This window comes from Saccharicrinis fermentans DSM 9555 = JCM 21142 (assembly GCF_000517085.1).
GTDB lineage: Bacteria > Bacteroidota > Bacteroidia > Bacteroidales > Marinilabiliaceae > Saccharicrinis > Saccharicrinis fermentans.
The window spans coordinates 235768-261479 of record NZ_KI912107.1 but is presented as its reverse complement, the minus strand read 5'-3'; the positions used below and the strand labels follow the sequence as shown (position 1 = coordinate 261479).

General features: G+C 38.4%; 17 protein-coding genes and 3 tRNA genes. 12 read left to right on the top strand and 8 right to left on the bottom strand.

The genetic code is table 11. From position 1 onward, the window contains the following. Positions 1 to 129: 129 nt before the first annotated feature. From CYTFE_RS0101240 to CYTFE_RS0101220, 5 genes are all read right to left on the bottom strand, one after another. Positions 130 to 1701 carry a lipopolysaccharide biosynthesis protein gene (locus CYTFE_RS0101240; protein ID WP_027470318.1) on the bottom strand — a complete coding sequence of 524 codons (1572 nt, stop codon included), beginning with the start codon at positions 1699 to 1701 and terminating at the stop codon, positions 130 to 132. 70 nt (positions 1702 to 1771) lie between these two features. Continuing rightward, on the bottom strand, positions 1772 to 2797 hold the full coding sequence (locus CYTFE_RS0101235; RefSeq protein WP_027470317.1) for a polysaccharide deacetylase family protein: 1026 nt from the start codon (positions 2795 to 2797) through the stop codon (positions 1772 to 1774). 451 nt (positions 2798 to 3248) lie between these two features. Continuing rightward, positions 3249 to 3776: a transposase gene (locus CYTFE_RS24430; RefSeq protein WP_081735878.1), complete on the bottom strand. Its 528-nt coding sequence runs from the start codon at positions 3774 to 3776 to the stop codon at positions 3249 to 3251. 37 nt (positions 3777 to 3813) lie between these two features. Continuing rightward, positions 3814 to 4173 (bottom strand): ISAon1 family transposase N-terminal region protein, encoded by a 360-nt coding sequence (locus tag CYTFE_RS0101225; RefSeq protein ID WP_027470316.1) that lies wholly within the window; start codon positions 4171 to 4173, stop codon positions 3814 to 3816. Between the two features lie 263 nt (positions 4174 to 4436). Continuing rightward, a complete protein-coding gene (locus CYTFE_RS0101220) occupies positions 4437 to 5039 on the bottom strand; it encodes a superoxide dismutase (protein WP_027470315.1) in 603 nt (200 codons plus the stop codon). Between the two features lie 376 nt (positions 5040 to 5415). On the opposite strand from CYTFE_RS0101220, the gene CYTFE_RS0101215 reads away from it, so the two are divergent. The 3 genes from CYTFE_RS0101215 to CYTFE_RS0101200 all read left to right on the top strand — a co-directional run bounded on the left by CYTFE_RS0101215 (position 5416) and on the right by CYTFE_RS0101200 (position 10205). Then, positions 5416 to 6717: an MATE family efflux transporter gene (locus CYTFE_RS0101215; RefSeq protein WP_027470314.1), complete on the top strand. Its 1302-nt coding sequence runs from the start codon at positions 5416 to 5418 to the stop codon at positions 6715 to 6717. Between the two features lie 292 nt (positions 6718 to 7009). Continuing rightward, positions 7010 to 7396, top strand: coding sequence for a hypothetical protein (locus CYTFE_RS0101210; RefSeq protein WP_027470313.1), 387 nt, complete (start codon positions 7010 to 7012; stop codon positions 7394 to 7396). Positions 7397 to 7415: 19 nt separating this feature from the next. Next, positions 7416 to 10205, top strand: coding sequence for a T9SS type A sorting domain-containing protein (locus tag CYTFE_RS0101200; RefSeq protein ID WP_044262463.1), 2790 nt, complete (start codon positions 7416 to 7418; stop codon positions 10203 to 10205). 59 nt (positions 10206 to 10264) lie between these two features. On the opposite strand, the gene CYTFE_RS0101195 is transcribed toward CYTFE_RS0101200, so the two are convergent. Beyond that, the gene (locus tag CYTFE_RS0101195) at positions 10265 to 11176 is read right to left on the bottom strand and encodes a proline dehydrogenase family protein (RefSeq protein ID WP_027470311.1); all 912 of its coding nucleotides are present in this window, start codon (positions 11174 to 11176) and stop codon (positions 10265 to 10267) included. Positions 11177 to 11765: 589 nt separating this feature from the next. Between CYTFE_RS0101195 and CYTFE_RS24425 the strand changes: the two genes are divergently transcribed. Continuing rightward, positions 11766 to 16079 carry a PKD domain-containing protein gene (locus tag CYTFE_RS24425; protein ID WP_027470310.1) on the top strand — a complete coding sequence of 1438 codons (4314 nt, stop codon included), beginning with the start codon at positions 11766 to 11768 and terminating at the stop codon, positions 16077 to 16079. A gap of 5 nt (positions 16080 to 16084) precedes the next feature. After that, on the top strand, positions 16085 to 17158 hold the full coding sequence (locus CYTFE_RS0101185; protein ID WP_081735877.1) for a PorP/SprF family type IX secretion system membrane protein: 1074 nt from the start codon (positions 16085 to 16087) through the stop codon (positions 17156 to 17158). Positions 17159 to 17259: 101 nt separating this feature from the next. Here the strand turns inward: CYTFE_RS0101185 and CYTFE_RS0101180 are convergent, their stop codons facing one another. Then, positions 17260 to 17694, bottom strand: a complete 435-nt coding sequence (locus CYTFE_RS0101180) for an Hsp20/alpha crystallin family protein (protein WP_235208354.1) — start codon at positions 17692 to 17694, stop codon at positions 17260 to 17262. Between the two features lie 442 nt (positions 17695 to 18136). Between CYTFE_RS0101180 and CYTFE_RS0101175 the strand changes: the two genes are divergently transcribed. The 6 genes from CYTFE_RS0101175 to CYTFE_RS0101145 all read left to right on the top strand — a co-directional run bounded on the left by CYTFE_RS0101175 (position 18137) and on the right by CYTFE_RS0101145 (position 22935). Further along, positions 18137 to 18209: transfer RNA gene (locus tag CYTFE_RS0101175), tRNA-Lys, on the top strand. A 63-nt stretch (positions 18210 to 18272) separates the two neighbouring features. Then, a tRNA-Lys gene (locus CYTFE_RS0101170) sits at positions 18273 to 18345 on the top strand. 65 nt (positions 18346 to 18410) lie between these two features. After that, positions 18411 to 18483 (top strand) — tRNA-Lys (locus CYTFE_RS0101165). A gap of 35 nt (positions 18484 to 18518) precedes the next feature. Continuing rightward, positions 18519 to 18938 carry a transposase gene (locus CYTFE_RS29240; RefSeq protein WP_152541935.1) on the top strand — a complete coding sequence of 140 codons (420 nt, stop codon included), beginning with the start codon at positions 18519 to 18521 and terminating at the stop codon, positions 18936 to 18938. 1771 nt (positions 18939 to 20709) lie between these two features. Then, on the top strand, positions 20710 to 21126 hold the full coding sequence (locus tag CYTFE_RS24415; protein WP_052342910.1) for a DUF4377 domain-containing protein: 417 nt from the start codon (positions 20710 to 20712) through the stop codon (positions 21124 to 21126). 252 nt (positions 21127 to 21378) lie between these two features. Next, on the top strand, positions 21379 to 22935 hold the full coding sequence (locus CYTFE_RS0101145; RefSeq protein ID WP_027470306.1) for a tetratricopeptide repeat protein: 1557 nt from the start codon (positions 21379 to 21381) through the stop codon (positions 22933 to 22935). 46 nt (positions 22936 to 22981) lie between these two features. On the opposite strand, the gene recQ is transcribed toward CYTFE_RS0101145, so the two are convergent. Further along, on the bottom strand, positions 22982 to 25093 hold the full coding sequence (gene recQ, locus CYTFE_RS0101140; RefSeq protein WP_027470305.1) for a DNA helicase RecQ: 2112 nt from the start codon (positions 25091 to 25093) through the stop codon (positions 22982 to 22984). A gap of 114 nt (positions 25094 to 25207) precedes the next feature. Here recQ and CYTFE_RS0101135 point away from each other — a divergent pair, with 114 nt between their 5' ends. Beyond that, positions 25208 to 25570, top strand: a complete 363-nt coding sequence (locus tag CYTFE_RS0101135; protein WP_027470304.1) for a DUF6249 domain-containing protein — start codon at positions 25208 to 25210, stop codon at positions 25568 to 25570. Positions 25571 to 25712: the final 142 nt, after the last annotated feature.

Here is a 25712-nt window from a genome sequence, read left to right as displayed (position 1 = left end):
AAAGAAAAAACAGATGCGTCCATATATCATTTAAATTATTCTTTATATAGTGAGGCTTCTCAAAACTGAAACTTTCTTCATCTTGATTAGCCGAAGGTACTTATTTTGTCAATCAATACGATTTTACTATTAAAAAAGGCCAACTGTTTTATTTATCTTAAGCCTATCAACAATCGGTATTATCTTCTTATATATTTTATCTAGTTTTGTAGAACTGGCAAATAATTCATTTAATTTTTTTACATCCTTATCAGTCAAAGGATGTAAATTCACCACCAATACCAAATACAAAAGAAAAAACAAAGCGCTGCCCAGCAACCACCCCGGAATACTTGCGCAGTAAAAAGAGACAGGCAATAATAAAAGAACGATTAAAAACGTAATTAATCCATATCTAATAAAGATTTTAGGTGCATAACGGATGGGAATATATCTACGAAGCATAAACAACATAAAAACATTTTTCAAAAACTCCCCAGTCACTGTAGCCATTGCCACCCCAACAATACCATAAATCTTCATCAGGTAAATACCTGCCACAATACTAAATACAGCTATAACCCTTGAATACAAGTTAATCTCAACCCGCTCTTTTAATTGTATCACCAAGTTAAGTGGATAAAAGAATCCATTCAACAGAATCCCCAATAAAGTAATACAACAAACCCAATAAGCCGGCAAATATTTAGCTTCAAACACATGGATGATAACCCCTTTGCCAAATAGTAAAAAATAACATACAGGCAGCATAAACAAGGGCACCAGCACTTTTATGGAAAACATATAAAACTCATTGATTTCTCCATCACTGCCTGACTTTGAAAAACGTCTAAAAAACACGGGTTTCAATATGGATTCAAATTCCCTAAAAGGCAGCACCTTATAAAACATCTCAAATATTTTAAGTGCAAAACCATACAGTCCCACATAAAAAGGAGACGACATGGCGGCAATGATGTAATGGTCGCTCGTTTTACCTATAATACCATATCCCAATTCCGAAAAAAACGATAACAAATAAAACCTTAGTACCCTACGCTTTATCTCCTTACTATTTCCATAAACTCTATTGTGTTTCTGCCATTGAATTTGCTTTAATATTTCACGAAACACATACACCACAAATATCATAGAAACGCCAGCCTCTACATACAACAAAATATTGACCGATATTTTATGAAGCAATATAAAATAAGCTGTAGATCTGAAAATCATCACCCATATACCAGCCTTTGCGCTCATGGGATGCTTTAGGAAGGATGCAATAATCGTTTCAGAAAGAACCTTTAATGCATAACAAATAACAAATACGAAAAAAGCTTTTATGTGAATATCCAGTTCTTCAATATGAAAGATCCTTGCAAAACCATTTCTAAATATAAATAAAACTCCGGAGAACACGATTATTAAAAACAAGGACAACATCAATGAATATCCCAGCATTTTACGCACTACACGACCATCCCCATTTTCACGAAATTCAGGAATGTAACGCAATAAAACATTTTTTACAGGACTTGTTATAAACAGTTGATACACAAAGAAAAGCCCAAACAAAAAGGTATAAGTACCATAAGTATCTACCGGTAACTTACGTATAACCAACACCGTAGCAACAAGACCCAAAAGTTGGGTAATCATTTTAGCGGCATACACCCACATCGTATTTTCTATGAGCTGTTTTTTATTTGATTCTGCCATACAACTTGTTTATAGATTCGTATTTTTTCAGGTACATATAATTTTACCTGATGAGATGACTGCAAGTTTTTTAATTACGTTTATATTTATTTTTACCAATCACACAGCGGAGCAAATATTTGACAAACTCAAACTTGATAACCGTTTCAATATCCATTGCTTTCGACTCCACATCCATACGTTGTATATGATTATCAATGATATCATCCCCGATCCCCCTCACTCCAAAAGAAAGCTCACAGTCTTCCTTTATTTTTTCAAACAAATCAACACTTATAAGATGATCTCTCAAAGGAAAAGCAAATACTCTATAATCCAAATCAAATTTCGCGCACACCCACTCAATACTATCCAGTGTTTGCGATAACTGATCATCAAAATGCAATTCATCATATTTGGGATGATCCATACTGTGCCCCCCAAACCCAAAGCCTTCCTTTATCATTTCCCTAATTTGACCACTACTTAAGTAAATGGGATGATCCATCAGATATTGCTGAAAATCAACATCAAATAATCTGGCTAGGTCATTAAGTATAGACGAATGAGAATAATCAATGGCCTGGACACTTTCATGAAAACCTTCACAATAGATTCCTTGCTCCGAAAAAATATTTTTCCATCGTGCTCGCTTGGCCTCTATCTCAACATTAGAAACACGATGTAATATTAAATTTTTTTTCCTTTGATAATGAAGCGCTGCATTATCAACAAAACAAGGATTTAAAAAAACGGTTGCAGAAACACCATGTTTTAATAAAATAGGACGAAAAACATCATATACCACCCTTAAACCGTCATCAAAAGTGATCAATACACACTTTTTCCCCGAATATTTAGACGCCCAATTATTGGCCAACACATCTCGTATGTTCACAAATTGATAGTTTTCTTTCAAGAAAACAATATCATTTTCGAACTCCTCTACTGTACGGTACGTATTTCGGTTGATGATCGGATCCGGATCAATATCTTTGATGCTGTGATAGTTTATCACCAACAAATCACGATGTGTTAATTGTTGTAGCATTCTAAAGGGAAAGATAGCTATCATCGAACCCAATAGTTGTCTTAGGTTTTGCTTAAGCTTTTTCAATTTTAAAAATAAATAAATTAGTCTACTGCAAAACTAATGATTCGTATGAATAATACGTGATCGTTAGTCTCTACCATTTATCCTTCCATCAATAATACCGAGTCTTTTAAACTGACATATAGAAATATTGGAAACAGAATAATCCAAAAAGCAATGCATAAAACTACTATAAGGAATAACTTCGACAGAGCCTGTTTTGGTAAAAACATATATTACAAATCTCAAATAAATATTGTTCTGGCCAACCCTGCGGTCTTTTTACTGATTGTTGTGTGTTTAAATGAGAATTACTAATTTATTGAGAATTACGAAATATGGTTATGGATAAGTTGTAAAGACTTTCGTTATACTTGAAATTATTATTGAAATCTAATATCAACATATTTAATTACAAACTATTATCTTCAAAGTATCAGTGCCAAAAGTTGGGTGTAAATGTTGTTTGTAGTTGTCATGCAAATATTTTTGTTAATCTGAATAAGAAGAATTTCACATCAACAACACCTCTGAATTGCCTTCTGAAATCCTTTACTTTTGCATTGAAAGATTCTGCTGCAGCATTGGTACTTCTGTTATCGAAGAAATTAATGATGTTCTGAACATGAAAACGGTCGATTATCCTGGTAGCCTTTGAAAAACATTTTTTAACAATTTGGCTCATGCTATTTGCCATATCTAACGTCACTTCCTTAACTATACGCCGTTGCTCATCAGTGAAATTTTCTTTAATCAATTTGATAATATCCGCGGCATGCGTTCCTTTAAAGATCCCCACTATGGATCCCTTTTTTCCTCTCTTGGCTTTATTGGTAAGGATTGTATATAATTCTCCATTAGATAGCGCTGTTTCGTCTATTAATAAAGAATAGCCAATATTTTTGGGATATACCAGATAATCTTCGGCATGCTCCAGTTGGTTCCAATCAGTATAACCACTCAGCTTATTCTTGTACTGGCGCTGAAAGTTACGACCATTCACGCCCAGATAAACTTCAAGACTCCGACAGCTTATAGCATTAGAATCGACTAATTTCTTTTAAAAAAGCAGCATACTCTTCGCTCATTCGAGTACCCTGCGCTATTACTTCCCAATTACGGCTTACTTGTTTCTTTTTACTATTAATGGTAATCTCCCAACGTCGTCGCCTTACCTTTAGCTTTACTAGCATATTACGAATAGGATAATTATCAATATAACGAGCTTCCATAAAGCCACTCGACCTATAGGGATAAGATTGGTATTCTGATGGTATAATGTCTTTTTCTTCAAGTGTTAATTCCAACTGTTTATCGTAAATATGCTTTACGCTTGAAGATTTTCTATAAGATACGATCTGGAAATAATCTAATATCCCTTCTGGTAAGAATAGAGCCAGTAGCTCCGATGATAGTTCTTCTTTCTCAATTTATTAAATCCGTTTCTATTTAACAGCTAAACAAATACTTTTTTTTAACAGACCCAACTTTTTTGCGTGATCCTAAAAAACATACTGTAACGCCCTTTGTGGAAATGACGATGCGGGAAGGCAACAAAAACGTAGCACTGAAAAATGCCAAAAGAATTCTATCCAGCCAATAAAGTACAATGGGGTGCCCATTAAAAACAGACACCCCACATTACCCAGACAAAATAAACAAACTAACCTATTAATCGTTTTGAAACTTCATCCCAATCAACTACATTCCAAAATGCATTGATATAGTTGGGACGCAAATTTTGATATTTTAAATAATATGCATGTTCCCAAACATCTAAGCCTAAAATTGGCGTTCCTTTTACTTCAGCAACATCCATCAAAGGATTATCTTGATTCGCTGTGGAACTCACCACTAAACTTCCATCTTCTTTTTTTACCAACCATGCCCATCCTGAACCAAATCGGGTAGCTGCAGCTTTTGAAAACTGCTCTTTAAATGCCTCAAACGAGCCAAAATTTTTCACTACTGCCTGAAATAAATCGCCTGATGGCATCCCTCCTCCTTTGGGAGACATCACCTTCCAAAATAAATCGTGATTATAAAAACCACCTCCATTATTTCTTACAGCCATAGAATGCTTTGAAACATTCTTTAATATATCTTCAATAGATAATGCGGCCAAATCAGTTCCCTCTATAGCAGCATTTAGATTATTAGTATATCCAGCATGGTGCTTCGTATGATGAATCTCCATGGTGCGTGCATCAATATGTGGCTCTAAAGCATCGTAATTGTAATTAAGTTTTGGTAATTCAAATGCCATAATTCTTTTTGGTTATGAATGTGATACAAATTTATTTTTTATTTAGATTAAATCAAAACAATCAAATAAGATTTTTTCATCTTTTTTTCCGTATTGATAGAATCAACAATAGAACATCACTCCACTCAAAATGTTTACAGAAATATTAAAAATATTATCTTCGCCAGAAATAAATAAATAAATAAATAAATAAAACAAACCTACTTACTCAGGTTATAGTTGGCAAATAGGCACATTAAGGTATACAAAACATTATTATATATTTAAGTTTATTACACAATGGCCATGTGGAGCTTATCAGGCTAATTTGTCTACTTGTGTAAGAAGCAAATTCTTAAGGCTTGTTTCATCATTCTATCATCGTAAATCATAAACAGTGCACAAAGACATCTTAAAATTATCTGTTCCCAATATCTTAAGCAACTTAACGGTTCCTCTGCTAAGTATGGTTGACTTACACCTAATGGGGTATTTGGATTCGGAAATATTTATGGGAGCAGTAGCTTTAGGAGGAGTCATCTTCAATTTTGTGTATTGGGGATTTGCTTTCTTAAGAATGAGTATCAGCGGTATAGCTGCACAAGCCTACGGAAAAAAGAACCATCAGGAAATGGCCATGGTATTATTCCGGGGTATGTTAATCGCACTCACCGGCAGTTTAATCTTGCTTCTCTTTCAGTCGAGTCTGGAAAGACTAAGTTTTTGGTTATTAGAAGGCTCTGCGGATGTAAAAGAATTGGCTCGCAATTATTATTACGTAAGAATTTGGGCTGCTCCAGCAGCCATTTCTCTAATGGTGATCAATGGCTGGTTCTTAGGAATGCAAAATGCCTTGTATCCAATGCTTATCTCTGTATTGATTAATATAATAAATATCGGATGCAGTTTTTTACTGGTGCGTGAGTTTGGAATGGAGGAACGCGGCGTTGCTATGGGTTCTGTAATTGCACAATACTTCGGTCTCGTTTTAGCACTTATTCTATTTTTAAAAAAATACAAAAACACCCTGCATTATTTGAACATAAAGGCCATACTAGTCACCAAACACTTGAAAGACTTTTTACATGTGAGCAGTGATATATTTATCAGAACTTGGTGTGTTATATCCGTATTTACTTTCTTTACATCAAAATCTGCGGGTTTTGGCGACATTGCCCTGGCTGCCAACAGTGCATTATTACAATTTCTCTTTTTATTTTCATATTTCTTAGATGGCTTTGCATATGCAGCAGAAGCTATTGTTGGCAAATACTTTGGTGCCCATAACAAGAAAAAACTAAAAGAAGCCTCCAGAAAACTTTTTTACTGGGGTACATTTTTCGGGCTATCCTTTACCTTGGTATATTTATTTGCAGGTAAACAAATGCTACACTTTTTTACAGACAAAGAAATGGTCATAAATGAAGCATCTCAATATCTCATTTGGCTTATTTTTATCCCAATAGCCAGCTTTGCCTCTTACATATGGGATGGCATTTACATCGGAGCCACAGCCTCCAAAGCCATGAGAAACACCATGCTAATTTCATCGATACTTTTCTTTTTTGTACCTTATTATTTGCTCGTTGGAACCATAGGCCTACATGCATTGTGGTTGTCTATGTTACTATTTATGTTATCACGTAGCGTCTCTCAAAGCATATGGGCTCAACGAGCCGTTTTTTCTTTACTGAAATAAATTGAAACCAAGTTAAAATATCAACGTAAGACTTATTTTGTTTCGTACCTTTTTTTACCTAATACCATATAATATATGAAACAAGCATGTAAATTCAATCAATTCATTTGCAAACAGGGCAATAAAACACATGGCATTCACGAAAGCCTTTGAATATAAAATTTGATGAATACGAAATTTATTCGGGAGTTGCATCTGACCATTGAAAAATAAATTTAAACAGATGAACAAACAATATCTACTGATAAGCAAACAAAACACTTGAATGATCCTTTAATATGATATGTCTCCTATGAAAAATACATGTTGGTTCGCTGTACTTAACACCCTAATGATAACATCAATGCTCATTAGCTGTAAAACAATGGATCAAACCGCCCCATCAAATGCAACTTCCACCTATCCGGTCCCTCAAATAAAATCTAATACCATTGGACATAACGAAACAATGGTAAGCGGTCATTTAATAAAAAAGAAGGGATCTGAATATTTTATCATCGACTCCATCTTGATGCGAGGTAATTCTGCACCTGTGATTTCCAGGGGAGAAAAAATATCCATTCACAAGTTTTTGAACGACAAACCACCGCTCCTCGAAAAAGTGGATGGCATCTTAATTAGCAAAGTGGCCAACCAGGCCCATGCGATAATCTGGAATTTTAAATTAATTAAAGAATAGCACAATATCATTTAAACACATGAGATACAGAGTTCTATTTTCCATAGCCATTTTAACAATTATTACTTCACTGGTAATAAAACACCATTATTTACCCCATAAACCATCAAATCCTCCCAAGATACGATCATCACACTCTCCAAAGGCGGCGGCACAAACCATCAAGAGCAGAGAAACGTATGTTTTTAACATGCTCAGGGATCCGGCTCTTAATCAAATACCAGATGGTATTAGGACTAAGGAACTAGCATTATATGCCTCACTTCCTAAGAGCACCTTAAAGAGTGGTAACCAAACATATGAATGGCATGAAGCAGGGCCTAACGATGTAGGTGGTAGAACACGGGCTCTGGGTATTGACGGCCGAAACTCAAATATAATTATTGCAGGCGGTGTTTCTGGGGGCATCTGGAAATCGACAGATCAAGGACAGACATGGCAATTAAAAAATTCACCCGAAGAAACCTATTCGGTTACCACCTTATGTCAGGATACACGGGTCGGCATGCAGGATATCTGGTACTATGCCAGTGGAGAATTCAACGGTAACTCTGCTAATATATCAAACACAGCCTATAGTGGCTTTGGCATCTACAAATCGACAGATAATGGTGAGAGCTGGAAAATTATATATGGAGACAGCAACAATCCATTCCAATGGGACCATATTTCTGATTATATATCTAAAATAAAAGTTGATCCCAATAGTGGCGATGTCATTTTGGCCGCTCATAGTTATGGACTAATACGACTATCCGAGTCAGAAGGCACATATTCACTCAACAGTCTGCTTGGCGACTTTAACAATCATACCTATAGTGATTTTGACATAGACGCACAGGGTAATATACTAGCCGTATTATCTCAGGCTAACTTTAATGACGATGCCACACCCACAAATGCACCCGGGGTATACTATAAAAAGTATAATGAAAGCAACTTCTCTCCGATTGACCCAAACGCAAGTTCATTCCCCACTACCCATGAAAGAAGTATAATACGCATTGCTCCATCTAATCCTAACGTAGGCTATGTATTTACCAATATTGATGAAGACAACGTGTCTTTTCACAAAGTAGACCTCACCAACAGCAAGTTAATAGATCGTACTGCCAATCTACCGGACTACAACGACAATAATGGTCGACTGGGACCTCAAGCCAATTACAACATGACCCTTTCCATAAAGCCAGATGATGAAAACTTCATTATAATAGGCAACACTTGTTTATTTAGATCTGACGACGGATTTGCCACCAAACCGGATAAGTATTATGCATGGATTGGTGGGTACGAAACCGATGGCAGTAGCAGTCAATACCACAATCATCATCCGGATTGCCATGTAACTATTTTTGATCCCAACAACAACGATGCTGTTTGGAGTGGACACGATGGAGGACTAAGCTATGTAGCAGACATTACCCAGAACACCACATCCAGCACATTCATGCCTTGGATAGATAAAAACAATGGATATAATGTCACCCAATTCTATACCATTGCAGACATTAGTAAGGCCAATGACAATCGTTATATTGGAGGAACTCAAGATAACGGAACACCCGTATTTACTTATAACTCTTCCACCTCCAGCTCGGTAGATATCAGCAGTGGAGATGGAGGTTTTTGTTACTTAGGTACAAATTACGCCTATGTTTCATCTCAGAATGGAGTTGTAATCCGCACAGGATACAATGAACAAAATCGCCCTTTAAGTCCATATTTAAGCAGTGAAAACTCAAACTGGTCAGTAGTATCTCCATCCGATGCAAGCGGACAATTATTTATTAATCCATTTATCATCAACCCCAATAACCAGGAAGTGATGTATTATGCAGCCGGAGAAAAACTATGGATTAACACAGCTATCGAGGACATTCCTGATTTTGAGAATTCTACCATGTTAGGATGGGCTGCTCCCACAGTACTGGAAACGCCCAATTATACCATCACTGCCATGGCCGTTTCCTCAACTCCAGCCAACATATTGTATTACGCAGCCTACTCACAATCAAGCGATCCCCTCCTCTACAAAGTCGAAAACAGCACTAGTAGCGAAGCCAGCATGGTAAGACAGGATATATCCATTACAGAAGCCACCTCTGGCTCCTACCCCAATTACATAGCCATCAACCCATCAGACGCCAACGAAATTATTGTCATATTCTCTAACTACAATGTACCCAGCATCTTTCACTCTATTGATGGAGGTGGTCATTTCACACAAATTGACGGCAACCTCAATTATTCAGCTATTTCCAGTGAACCAACAACATCTGACGTTTCGGTTAGAAGCGCTGCTATTTTAAATTGGAACAGTGAAAAAACATATTTCATCTCCACCAGCATTGGCGTCTACAAAACATCCATCCTCAATGGTATTTCTACAGTATGGGAAAATGTTTCCGCAAATAGCTTAGGAAATGTGGTATGCAATATGATAAAAACAAGCGACTTGGACGGCAAAGTAGTAGTTGCCACCCATGGCAGAGGAATATTTGTTGGTAAACCAACTACCAGTACAGAAGTGTATCCAGATACCACAGATAAAAACAACACATCATTTACCATTTACCCCAATCCAAGCGACGGCCTATTTAACATACAAACAAACAATAATTCAAACAGTCCGATCTTAATATCCATTTTCAACAGCAATGGAGAAATCGTCTTCAACAAAAAAGTTCATTCGAAGGAAGAACTCAACACATACGTCTTTGACCTCACGGGATCGAGCACTGGAGTATATCTGGTTCAGATTCAACAAGATCACCAAGTAAATACTCAAAAAATCAGTATCCACTAAAAAAGAGGGTAAGGCCTTCCCCGGCCTTACCCTCTTACAAACATAACCAATATATTAACCTAACCTTTTACAAAAATTGATTTAATAATGTGTTGGGCCATTTTAGGATTCTCTTTGAGTCGCCGCGTTGAGTAACCAAACCAATCTTCACCATAGGGAACATACACACGCATTTTATTCCCATCTCCCACTATTTTGTTTCGCAATTCAGGAGCAACACCATACAACATTTGAAACTCATACATATCCTTAGGCACCTGATACTTTTTAATTAACTTTCGGGCGCCTTCCACCAAAGCTACATCATGCGTTGCGATACCCACATATACACCTCTATAAAGCATCTTTTCCAACAGTTTAAGATAATTTTCGTTGATAATCGACCCTTGCTTATATGCGATCTCTTCAGACTCATTGTAAATACCTTTACACAATCTAAAATTCAAAGGAGAATCGGGGGTATGCAATTTGAGCATCGCATCCACATCATCGGCTGTTCTTTTTAAATAGGCCTGCAATACCAACCCTACACGATTAGGAAACTCGTGCTTTAAGCGCTTGTATAAAGTCAACTCCAAGTCAACACATTTGGAATCTTCCATATCTATCCGCACAAAACTGCCATATTTCGACGCCAAAGACACGATCATTCTAATATTTTGATAGCACTCTTCTGGGTCAATCAACAATCCAAAGCTCGTTGGTTTTAGCGAATAAGTACCGTCCACTTGCGCACTTTCAAATGCTTCAATAATTTTCAGATATTCATCGCGATTAAAACTAGCTTGCTCCATGTTATGAATAAATTCGCCCAGCAAATCTACCGTAACACTAACTCCGTGCATATTTAAGCTTCGAGAGACACTAATGGCATCTTGCACAGTAACACCTGCTATATATTTCTTAGAAAACATCCATATGAACTTTTTAGGGAAATATGGCACCACCGAAGCAACTGCTTTATTAATCATATCCAACATTTTCATCAACCGTGTATTATTAAATTTATCAGAACTTATTGATTTTATAACAACTCGATTGATATTGTTATCTACTGTAAAATTCCATTTATTTCTCATGCAAAAAAATGACTATTCTCACAATATCCTGACAAACAACCCTATCCTGACATAAATCATACTTATGTATCAAAAGCTCGTTACAAGGGCTGCAATGGAAATAAAACAAGTAGCTACTAAACAAGACATAACTTCACGATAGCACATCAAAGTCAAGAGCGGAAATACTTTCTACCGAAGCGATCTAGAACAAGCCAACAAGCTTAAAACAATCAAATCCTTTGGTACATATCAACCACCTCACTAGGCATTCGAACAATAGATAAAAAGGTTTTAATCAACCAAAAAGAGGTGTTCGTCACAACAAAATGGAATCTAATACGTAACAAAGGCAACACAACACATTAAATCAACCACGGTGATCAATCAACACAACACACAATTTCGCCTGGTTCTTTGTATTATTTTGTCCTCACTAATTTACAACACTAGTTTTGGACAAGACTGCTCCCACCTATCAAAAGGAAATGACATTCACCCAATGGGGAAATGTGCTCCCGTTGATGTAGATTGGGAAGCTACGTATTATGGCGTAAACGACAAAGGAACAGCGACCATACAAATACAATACGACTGGAATGATGGCTCTCCTGTTGAGCTAGTCAATGCCACTCTGATAGATGCGACCAATAGAAACTGGCAAGCCACCCACAGTCACACCTATCCCAACACGGGCAACCAATGCAACTATCACCCAAGGGTAGCTCTGGTGGTAAATGGTATTGTATGTACAAGCTCTGAACAGGAACAAATTGTAACCGTGTGGGACACCGACAATCAAAATGGTGGTTATTTGTCCATCGCACCTGATCCTAAACCAATTTGTTTTGGAAATGATGCCTTATTTCAGTTTGAAGATATTAGTCAGTGGAACTGTACTCCTCCCGATGAAAACGATGCCATCAACAATGCCGATAGGTGGGTTCAATGGATATATGGAACCGGCGGAAGTACAATTACCAATGCCCAGGTAGATGGATCTGTGCACACATACCCATGGACCGGATCCATCAACTACGTCCCCGGGCCGGTAGAATCCCCTATTGCACCCTATAATACAACATTAGACATCTATATTCCCAACGGACACCCGGTGGGTGCTTTTTTTGAGGTAACACTTCGCAACTGGAATGTTTGTAATCCCTACGATGCAAACCTCTCTGATGGACTACCTCCGGCTGATCCTATCAATGGAGATTTTCCTCCTGTCACCACAACAGCCCGGGCTATTATTGTTGACTTACCAGATGCATCCGTGGCACCTGTTGCTGCTATATGTGCGTCAGAAGCTCCTTTTTTGCTAATTGCCTCCGATGGAGGTGGGCAGTGGTCTGGACCAGGAATCAGCGATCCTTCAAATGCCATGTTCAACCCCCAAACAGCTGGTCCAGGTATACATACTATCACTTATGCCATTACCGATGGAAACGCATGTTCAGACATTGGTTCTGTAACCATTGAAGTACTGGAATCACCCAAGGCCTCCATCGCCCAGGGCGACACAGCTCATCTTTGTCCGGGTATGACCATCGCCCTTGACGGAAATTCCACTTTAGGCACAGCTCCCTATACGCACAGCTGGAGTGGTCAAACAACTGGACTTAGCAATACAAATATTGACAATCCGGATTTCACTTCTACCTCTGGTGGACTCTATGAACTCATATATCGAGTAGAAGACCAGAACACTTGCTGGAACACCGACACCATCATAATGGACATTCAACAAGTAAACATCAGCATTACCAATCCGGACATAGAGGTATGCCAAGGCAACAACATAACGCTTAATCCCGAACCTTCGGGCGGCTCCGAATTTTATGTACTCCATCAATGGACAGGAACAAGAACAGACAAATTATCTGCTACAGACATACAAACCCCTGTTTTTACAGCCAATGAAACAGGAACTTTCACATACCTCTATACAGTACATGATTCGCATGGCTGTGAGAATACCCAAACAATCAAAATCACCGTACATGGACAACCCTCGGCGAACCCCGGCAACCACATTACAGAATGTGGTTTACAAAGTACGCTAACAGCTACACCAAGCATTGGCCTCGGAAGTTGGAAGACAATTAATGGCCCCGGCAACCTTATGTTTTCATCCTTTTCCATTCCCAGCCCAGATATAACAGCAAATACATACGGAGATTACACCCTTAGGTGGACGGAAGAAAATAATGGATGTACCGACTCTGCCGACATCATTGTTTCTTTCACAGAAATACCACTTCCTAGCGTTATGCAAGATAAAGATACCTGCGGCTTATCCATACAACTCAGCACATTCAAACATGTTGGAACCGGCATATGGAAAATGGCCGCAGGAATCGGCACTCCAGCTTTTGACGATGCTGCATTGACCCAAACAAATGTAACTGTTGACATCCCTGGCAAATACAAATTTACATGGAACGAAGACAATGGAAATGGATGCATAGGTAACGATACGGTAGAAATCAATTTTCTTCAAATACCCATCGCGCAAATAGCACTTCCTATGGCAGGCTGTACGCCCTTAGAAATAAACTTCACGAACACATCAAGCTATGCAGATAGCTATCACTGGGATTTCGGAAATGGCATCATATCAAACCAGGAAAACCCTCAACAAATATTCACCAACCATACGGCCATCCCTGTTGATTACGAAATCACTTTCATCGCCCGTACCATAAACGGCTGCGCAGACACGGTTCAACACACCATCGAAGTAGCTCCAACTCCTGTTTCGCTTTTTGAAATAGACAAAGCTGTTGGATGCAGCCCCCTTGAAAGTAAGTTCACCAATCAATCCCCAAGCGGAAATTCATATGAATGGATATGGGGAGACGGCTCCTCCAACATCACCACAACAAATGCTTCACATACATTCAAAAACAATGAAACATACACACAATCTTTTAAAGTAGAACTCATCAGTAAAAATACTTTTGGATGCACTGACACGTCAAAAATATTCACAACGGTCTATCCCAAACAGAAGTTTAACCTTATGGCCAGTCCTGATAGCGGATGTGCGCCCTTAAATGTAAACTTTATAGGAGACATAGGAGCCTATCAATACGAATGGGATTTCGGAGATGGAAACCATACCTTAGGAGGAAATATACATTCAAAATTATTTACCAATAATGAGCAAAAAAAAGAAAAACACCTAGTGACACTGTATACCACATCGGGCTTTGGCTGTTTAGACACTGCCCAAGTGAGCATCATCACATTACCTTCACCCACTGCTGAGTTTGTCCCCAACGATTTTGCCATCTGCTCACCTAAAAATATCGTATTCGACAACAACTCAGAACACAGTCTGAAATCATTCTGGGACTTTGGAGATGGGAATACGGCTAACACAGTTAATACGGAAAGCATCGATCACTCCTACATCAACAACACTTTCAGCCCAATTAATTACAAGATACGATTGGTTACTGAAAATAGTTTTGGATGTAAAGACTCCATGGATGGTTTCACTACTGTAAATCCCAGTGTGGCAGCTAAGATAACAGGAGATGGCAAGGGATGTGCCCCCATGGAAATTAGTTTTGGTAACGAATCTATAGGCGCCAACAATTTTGTATGGAACTATGGAGATGGACATACATCCACATCTTACCTCGGCCTGAATGTATTCACTAACAACACCACTACCGACAAAGAATATAAGGTAAGTATGATTGCAAGCTCACCCTATGGATGCACAGACACAGCTCATTCTGTAGTCACTATATATGCAACACCCGATGCCAATTTCACTGTCACCCCCGAGGAAGTACAGATGCCGGAATCAACAATAGAAATCAACAATCTAACCCTAGGCAATAACTGGCTATACCAATGGGAGTTTGGTGACTCTAACACCTCATCCCAACAACAACCCATACAGCACACATACGCCGACTATGGACTATACGATGTGTCACTCAAGGTATATTCTGAAAAATGCGAAAACACCCTAAAAAAAGGCGTTAGGATCAAAGCTGGGCTGCCCACCGTAGAATACGGCCCACCCACACAAGGATGCCCTGCCTTAAAGGTAGATTTCTTCAGCAATGCAACCAGCGCAGAAAACTACTACTGGGATTTTGGCGATGGCAACATCTCTGCTTCTCCCAATCCTACCCATACCTATTTTACCGAAGGAACCTATACCGTAACCCTCAGCGTAGAAGGACCTGGTGGCACAACTACAAAGAACGACCTTAAAATTGATGTCTATCCCGAACCCACAGCTTTATTTGAAGTACGTCCCAATATAGTGACCATTCCCGGAGAAGGTGTCACGTTCATAAATCAGTCGATAAATGCAGATACCTACCTATGGAATTTTGGTAACGGACAAACATCAACCCTTGAAAACCCGATACACGAATATTCATCAGCAGGCAATTTTGACATTAGACTACAAGCCGAAAACCAATACGGCTGCTCCAACTCATACATTCAATACCAAGCCGTAACAGCCAAAGAAGGAGGAGAAATCACTTTTCCCAACGCCTTCACCCCTAACACGGCCGGACCCGGAGACGGAAGATATGACCGCACAGATAATAACAATTTCATTTTTCATCCCGCAGTGGCCAAAGGAGTAGTCGAATACAAACTCCAAATTTTCACACGATGGGGACAACTGATATTTGAAAGCAACCAAATCGAAGTAGGTTGGAACGGGTATCACAAAAACCAACTATGTATCCAAGGGGTATATATCTGGAAAGTATCATGCAGATTTAGCACTGGACAATTTAAAGTATATACAGGAGATGTAACCTTACTGAGGTAATTAATATGAACAGACTTATCAAATACATATCCACTATTTTTGTCCTCACATGCGCATTCGTCAATAGCGCTCAGGCCCAGGATTCGCATTTTTCACAATTCTATGCCAACCCACTATACATGAGCCCTTCATTAGCCGGATCAACCAATGGAGGACGATTAATTGCCAACTATAGAAATCAATGGCCTGGCATACAAAATGCCTTTAAAACCTATTCCATATCATTTGATAACTTTTTTTCCAGCCTTAATAGTGGTCTCGGCTTCATGCTATATCAAGACAAAGCGGGAAGTGCAGGTTTAACCACCACTCATTTAGCATTCCAATACAGCTATAATCTCGTCATTAACGACCAATGGCAAATCATACCTGGCTTACAGTTTGCCTACGGCGATAAAACCATTGACTTCAGCAAACTCCGTTTTGGTGACGAAATAGCTGGTCTGGGTGGTTCAGAATCATGGAGCAGGCTGAATAACGAAAAAGCAAACTACATTGATTTTGCAGCCTCAGCTTTTCTTTACAGTGCCAAATCTTGGTTCGGAATTACGGTAGATCACCTATCACAACCCAATTATTCCTTCTTGAATGAAGAGATGAGAATGCCCTTAAAAACAGTTTTGTTTGGCGGGGTCAACATTTGGAACGAAAGAAGACGACTAAAAGGTCATGCACGCTCCTTCTCTCTCAGCTACAGATTACAACACCAAGCCCAAAATATACAAACCGATCTGGGGGTATACTGGTTTAACGACCCTATTGAAATTGGGGTATGGTATAGAGGACTTCCATTTTTGACATCCAGCGACAACTCAGGAATCAACCAGGACGCCATCGTTACATTGCTCTCATACAAATATGGTCCCCTGCGCTTTGGCTACAGCTATGATATCTCCATATCTCAATTAGGATGGACTTCACAAGGCGCTCATGAGCTATCTGTTATTTTCGAGTTTAACCAAAAAATGAGCCTACGTCTCAATGGAAAGAGACCCGCCTTGCCATGTTCTGAAACAGCCAATCCTCTGTCTAGTACAAGCCGAAGTAAATACAAAGGTAAAAGACGAAGGGTATTCTAAGGATAAATGATATACCCTAGCAAAGAATAGATAACAGCCTATACCAAAAGCTAAAAAAAAGGAGATCTCTATGAGACCTCCTTCTTTTTTATTATAAAACATTAGGCTATTTCTACCATTCGAGCAGGCTTTGGTTTTACCTCTTCTCTTTTGGGTAGCACAATACGCAGTACGCCATTTTCGTAGCTCGCTGAAATAGCACCATCATCCACCTTTTGTTTCGGAACATTAAACGTTCTGGTAAAACCTGCATAATTGAACTCTCTTTGCGTATAATTCACATCTTCCTGAACCTTATCCTTATTGGCCGAAATAGTTAATTTACCATTATGAAACTCAACATTAAAATCATCCTTTTTCAATCCTGCAGCAGCCAACTCAATCAAATACTGATCGTCATTCTCCATAATGTTCACCGCTGGAATTGTTTTAGTACCTGAATACATTCCACTCTGATTCATAAAAAAGTCTCCTCCCATAAAATCATTCAAAAATGAATCTAAATTTCTGTTTGTTCTTCTAACTAGTGTCATCATAAAATCCTCCAAATATTAAATTAATTATTTTAAATTTCTGAACACTCCAACTCAAACCTCATACCACACTATGTATCAAGACATAAAGTCACAAAAACAAACAAAGAACTGTCATTTTGTCTTGATAAAAACAAAGAAGGCGTCATTTTGACTTATTTCAAAAAAAATATCTAATCACTTTAAATTAAGACAATGTTAACGGATGGGTAATAACAAAGAAGACTTAAAGACAGATATTTGCCCATATAAAACAAAAGTTTTCCTCCCTACAATTTCTGTGTGTACCGGAGGTCATGTTCATCCTGAACATGACCTCCTTTTTATTACTTGACTATTTGCTTAGAAAAACATATCACAAAAAAACTTTAAATAAATTTGGGATTTAAGAAAAATCATCTACTTTTGCATCCGCGTTAACGAAATAAGACGAGCGCAACAAGGAGATTCAGTAGCTCAGCTGGTAGAGCACATCCCTTTTAAGGATGGGGTCCTGGGTTCGAACCCCAGCTGAATCACAATTAAAAAAAGACATAAAGTTGTCTTGGAAGAAAAGATCGGGAAAACCGATACAATAGGATGATTCAGTAGCTCAGCTGGTAGAGCACATCCCTTTTAAGGATGGGGTCCTGGGTTCGAACCCCAGCTGAATCACAATTAAAAAAAATGGGCATAAAGATGTCTTAAAGATAAAATCGGGAAAACCGATATAGCAGGATGATTCAGTAGCTCAGCTGGTAGAGCACATCCCTTTTAAGGATGGGGTCCTGGGTTCGAACCCCAGCTGAATCACAAAAGAAGTCAGATAATTGACTGAAAGCACATAAATTCAAAATTTATGTGCTTTTTTTAATTTCATCAAACCACACGCAACCTCAGAAAACAAAGCCTCCCCAAGTAAAAAACGAGCCAATATCTTATTCAATGTGTATCCAGACATAGAACAAACCTATGATTTATCACATCATCTGTATCTTATTTACAGCCGAAATATTACTAAACCCGTTGCCATGACTCATCTGGCACAATGGTTTAATCAAATAGAATTAACAGATATAGATTCTTTTCAAATTCTCAGAAGAACCTTTGAGAATAATTATCAGAACATCATTAATTTCTTCGATAACAGAAGTACCAATGCAGCAGCAGAATCTTTCAATACAAAAGTAAAGGATTTCAGAAGACAATTCAGAGGTGTTGTTGATGTAAAATTCTTCTTATTCAAATCAACAAAAATATTTGCATGACAACTATAAACAACATTTATACCCAATTTTTAGCACTGACACTTTTAAACTAAGGATTTGAAGTTAAGGGTGTTGATATTCTATTTTAATAGTAATTTCAAGTATAACGAAAGTCTTTACAACTTATCCATAACGATATTCAATAGCTCCCGATAAATGAGTAATTCACATTTGAATAGACAACCACAAATATAACGACCGCAGGGCTGGCCAGAACAATAGCCCCGGGGCCGGCGTTGGCGAGAATCTTGATGGTGGCGAGTTGTTAAGTTATTGAAGTTGTTAGCTTGTTAGCTTGTTAGGTTGGCGAGCCGGTAAAGTCGTGGAGTTGTATTTCTCATTTAATAGATATCTTCCATTCGTATATGGAACTATCAGTAAAAGACCGCAGGGCAGGCCAGAACAATAGCCGTGGCCGGCGTTGGCGAGAAGCTATGAACCCGGAAAATGCATTAGAAAATCTATTACGCCTTTAAATGGCTTCAAAAGAAGTCACTTCGTTACTTTTCTTCAACTCACCATAGCTGGTGCTATGCCTCGTCTCAGAAAAGCCTTCTTTTATTGCCATTTCAACGCTCATAACGAAGTTCTAATACATCATCCGGGTTTCTGGGCGCACTTGAGGTCGTAGTGCGCCGGACGGAAAGGGAAGTTGATGCAGGGCAGGTAGTGATCTATTGTTCTAGACCTTTTGGGTTCTTTTTATGGCAATGATAAATTAGCGAAGCTTATTCATGAGGACCTTTAAAAATAAACCTCCCCGAGTAATTCGGCGAAGCCTGATCATGAGCGCCTTTGAAGATTAAACCTTCCCGAATAAAAAGAACATATATAGAAATTTAAGGAGCAAGATATATGTCATATAAGTAGAGGTAGTACTCTCGCTTTGTAAACTATAATTTCCAATTTATAGACCATATTCAAGTAAAACAAAAGTAGTTACAACTCATCCCTAACCATATTTCGTAATTCTCAATCAATAAGTAATCCCCATTTAAATACCCAACTTTCAAAATAAAGACCGCAGGGTTGGCCAGAACAATAGCCGTGGCCGGCGTTGGCGAGAAAGCTATGAACCCGGAAAATGCATTAGAAAATCTATTACGCCTTTAAATGGCTTCAAAAGAAGTCACTTCGTTACTTTTTCTTCAACTCACCATAGCTGGTGCTATGCCTCGTCTCAGAAAAGCCTTCTTTTATTGCCATTTCAACGCTCATAACGAAGTTCTAATACATCATCCGGGTTTCTGGGCGCACTTGAGGTGGTAGTGCTATTGGCCTAGCGCGAAAGAAATGTGTGCCGGACGGAAAGATAACCAAAAAGCTGCATTAGAAAATCTATTACGAAGTTCTAATACATCATTTGGGTTGGTCGCTGCAGGGGAGGTAGCGATCTAATGTTCTAGACCTTTTTGGTTCTTTTTATGGCAATGACAATGACGCAGTTATCATGAGGTCCTTTTAAAATATACCTTCCCGAGTTAAAAGGACATATGAGGAAAGTTCAATTTTGAAATAGCATCAAGTAAAGCATAGAAGGTTGCAATTTAGCGAAAACCAAATTCAACATTTCTCAATAAATGAATAATCCCCATTTAAACGCCCAACAATCAGTAAAAAGACCGCAGGATTGGCCAGAACAATAGCCATGGCCAGCGTTGGCGAGAATCTTTACGATCGAGTTGTAACACAACTCCGAACCATACCAGAAACGCAACTAATTAAAAATATTAGCATCTACACTTTACTATTCGTTAAAATATAAAATAAAATGGACAAACTACATTTACTTATTTCGGCAATTCTATTGGGCTTAATTTTTAACAGCTGTTTAAAAGACGAAGAAAATGACAAAAAGAAAAATGTGAAAATTACAATCTATCCCGAAACAGGATACGGAACCAGCATCATGAGTGACGTTTGGACCCAACCTTTGATTTTCTCAGATAGCGACAATGGTGATAAAAAGCAGATGATGGTTGACATCATTTTCGAAGATCTCAACTTTAACTACGAGAGAGGATATAAATACACCTTTAAGGCTACAAAAGTATGGATGCAAGAGCCTCCACAAGATGTCTCTTCCATTAAATATACTAATATCTCTCTTATTTCTAAAGAAAAAGTTATAACCCAAAACATAGAAGAAGACATTAAACTTTATATATCCCCAAACACTAAAATATAACAACACAATCATTCTTTGGCGGTCATTTGAGCGCCAAAGTCCTTCACTTCAAAGAGAGCATGGCTAGAGAAATAAAAACCAAACAACAGATAACCTGAATACAACAAAATAAACCATTCACATTTTCGTTTTTATAACAAACTATTTTAAGCTACTTTTACAGTTCGTTATTTATCCAGTAAAACAAAACAACAGCTTGTAAGACATCAACACAAACAGACACACGATATCAAGCCCTAGTAAGTTTTAAAAATGAAAATAAAATATTACGCCTCATATATTATCATCCTGCCTCTTCTTTTTTGGGAATGCTCAGGAGGAAAGAAGATCTCACAAGCAAAAAAAGCCTTTGAAATTGGCGAATACACTAGAGCTGCCGAATTATACAAACGCACCTATACTAGAGAAAAAAACAAATACAACAAAGGAGAATACTCCTATTACATGGGTGAATGTTACCGAATTACCAATAAACCCACCAAGGCAGCCTCTGCCTATTCTAAAGCCATACGTTATAATTATCCGGTTCGTGAAGCCCAATTATACATGGCTGAATCATACCGTAAAGCTGCCAAATACGACAAAGCTATTCCTGTATACGAAACATACCTAGACCAAGTACCCACAGACACTCGGGCACAAAAAGGTTTAGCATCATGTATGATGATGCAAAAAGAGCCTAAGGAGAATCGCTACATGATTGAAAAAATTAAAAAATTGAATAGCAAGTTCAGTGATTTTTCTCCTGCATATGCCGGCAACTCCTATGACTATGTAATATTTTCATCAATGCGTACCGAAGCTAAAAGAAGAAGAAAAAACAAGATTACAGGACAAGGCACATCCTCCCTTTACTATTCAAAAATAGACAGTAAAGGAGAGTGGTCCGATCCGGAGGCCTTTGAAGAACCTATAAACAACCCTTCCTTTGACGATGGAGCACCCAATGTAAGTGCAGATGGCAAAACACTTTACTACACACGCTGTCGTTTCGACAACGAAAAACCAATGGGTACAGAGATCGTATACTGTACACGGAGTGGCGGTAAATGGTCTGAACCCGAAGCTATTATTATTGGCGAAGACAGTCTAGTAGTGGCTCATCCTGCCATTGACACCAATGGTGATTTCTTATATTTTGTGAGTGACAGAGATGGCGGATTTGGAGGCAAGGACATATGGAGAACACAGCAAACAAAAGACGGCACCTGGAGCGAACCTCAGAATCTAGGTTCTGCTATCAACACCAAAGGCGACGAGATGTTTCCCTATATGAGAGAAGATGGTACACTCTATTTTAGTTCTGACACCCACATTGGTTTTGGAGGCCTTGATATCTTCAAAGCTATCCCCGACGAAGAAAAAGAATGGATAGTAACTAACATGGGTGCACCCATCAATAGCATATCCGACGATTTTGGCATTACATTTAAAGGCACACAAGAAGAAGGAATACTCTCCTCTTCTCGCGGTAGCTCCAAAGGAATCGATAACCTATACCATTTCATCCTTCCTAAGCTACACTTCACCCTTAACGGCGTCATTAAAAATGCAAACAATGAAGTTGTTGATGGTGCCTACCTAAGACTCATTGGCAGCGATGGCACAACCTTAAAAATAAACACCCCCAACGATGGCACTTTCAAAGTAAAATTAAAACCCGACACTGATTATGTATTTCTAGTGGCCGCCAAAGGCTACCTTAATAAAAAGATAAAATTCTCTACCGCAGATGAGATGGACGACAAAGACTTTAGCTTTCGTATTACCCTAGAGAAACCAAAAATAAAAGTTGACAACACACCCTAATCTAATTTATTCATGCATTGTGCATAATGCGTATTTATAATACAAATCACCTTCTTTTTTTTAACAAACTCATTGACAACCGAATAATATGATGAGGTATTTGCCGGTTGGTAGCTTCAAATATTTCCTGTAACGAAAAACCAGGATTTCGTTGAACAATCTTCTCAATCTCTGTCAATTCGTATGGCATCACATACTGTTCAATATCCACCTCTTCCCCCTTTTCAAACAAGGTGGCCAGGTGAGAATAAACAGTAATAATATTCACCCCCGCACGTGCAGCGATTACTTCAGGAGAAAGCCCTTGTTTATATAGCTCTAACGTCTTCATATAAACGGGGACGGCCTTCTTATTTTTTTGCTGCATAAACGCCAAAATCTCATCCACAAAAGCTTGCCCATATCTCTCCCACTTAGTATTCCCCACACCCGATATATCTTTCATTTCCCATTCGTTGGTAGGCCGACGTTCAACCATTTCCGAAAGCGTAGCATCAGAAAACAAAATATAAGGAGGGACTCCCTGTTCCACAGCCATTGACCGCCGAAGCTGACGTAACCTTTCAAACAACCCTTTCTCTTGATCAAACGAGCTCGCTGTAATTTGTTTTTTTCTCGTAACTTTTTTTGCTCTTTTAATCTTCTCATTCAAACGATGTAGCATCACTGTTTTACCTTCAAAAAGCACTTTATCACTTAAAGGAGTTAAAGCCAGTATACTACCCAACTGATATTCTACCTTAAGATAACCTAAACTCACCAACTGATTAACAATCCTTTCCCAATCATCACCGGAAACATCAGCCCCCGCTCCAAAAGTTTTAATCACATCAAAGCCACCAGCCACAACATCCGGAGTACGATCTCCGGTCATCACCTTCGGCAACAACTCCTTAGGCAATCGCCCCCGCAATCTAGCCACTGCCGACAAAGCTTTTTGAGCCAAAACAGTTCCGTCGAATAAAGAAGGACTACCTTTGCAATTATCACACTCCCCACAATTATCCATGGTCCATTCCCCAAAATAATTGAGCAACAATTTTCGGCGACAATGATTAGATTCTGCAAAATGCAACATTCGATCTAATCGCGCATTTAATATCACCTTCCGCTCCGACTCCTCATTGAAGCTGGACAGAACTTTATAATCCTGATAACCATAAAACAAAAGAGCATGTGCTGGCATCCCGTCTCTCCCGCTCCGACCAATCTCCTGGTAATAACCTTCGATGTTCTTGGGCAAATTATGATGAATAACCCATCTCACATTGGATTTATCAATACCCATACCAAATGCAATGGTGGCACAAACTACCTTTATTCTATCATTAATAAAGTCATTTTGTACTCTATTACGAAGAGAAGGATCCATACCAGCATGATAAAAACCAGAAGACACACCATTGCTTCGTAAAAAACGCGATAAATCTTCGGTATTCTTCTTACTTAAGCAATACACAATACCTGACTCATCTTCCCGTTCCTGTATGAAATCTAGAATAACCTCTTTACGCTTATAAGCAGGACGCGCTTCAATAAAAATATTCGGTCTACTAAACGAATCTTTAAAAATTTTAGGTTTACTAAGCCTTAGCTGAATGGCAATATCATTCTGAGTCAACGGATCCGCCGTGGCTGTCAAGGCCATAATAGGCACATCCTTAAACTGTTTTTTTAGATACCCCAATTTTTTATAATCCGGCCTAAAATCATGCCCCCACGAGGAGATACAATGCGCCTCGTCAATAGCGATCAAATTCACATTAACTTGCAGCATAATATAGTAAAAGCTCTCCGAATTCATCTTTTCAGGAGAAACATACAACAGTTTTATATCTCCCTTGTGTAAACGCTCTATGATAACAGACTGTTCCTGTTCAGACAAAGAACTATTTAAATATTCAGCACTTACACCATTTACCTTCAATGCTTCCACCTGATCTTTCATCAAAGCAATAAGCGGAGATACAACAATGGTAACACCAGACAATGCCAATGCTGGTATTTGAAAACAAATTGACTTCCCTCCTCCCGTTGGCATCAAAACCAAACAATCCTTCTTGTTTAAAGCTGCCTCAATTACCTTCTCTTGCATTGGGCGAAAACTGCTATAGCCAAAAATATCCTTCAGTATTTCCTTTGCTTGTTCTATAACCATAATTCAAAAGTATTCAATTTTCGCATCTTTTTTCTTTAAAATAATGTAACCAGTATTTTCATCACGTAGTCTAAAGTAATAGAAACATATAAAAAACTCAATAATCAATTCACTATGGACGATATATTAGTTCCCATCGTATTATTTACCGGCATTTTCACCATGATCATCATGACTTCTTACTATAAAAATAGAAGAATAGAAAGAACATCGCTGATAGCAGCAGGAAAAGATGCCTCCCTATTTAACCAAGGTCATCATAAGCCATTGGTAAGCCAGGCCCTAAAATTTGGCATTTTATCTATAGGTATTGGTTTTGGTCTATTGATCGGCGAATATCTAGCACACAACACCAGCATAGACGAAACCGTTGCTTACCTAGCTCCTGTATTTATCATTGGAGGAGCAAGTTTATTGGTTTACTATTTATTACAAAAGAAACTGGACGACAAACACGATAAAGAAGAAAACTTATAACAAGTACCCTACTCACGACAAGCGTTCAACAAGCAGGGCATGAACATTCTAATATCAATGTAAGACGATATTTTTCTTCATAAAAAATATCTATCCCCCATACTAAATTATTACTTCGACATGCTACGATTCATCTAATAAC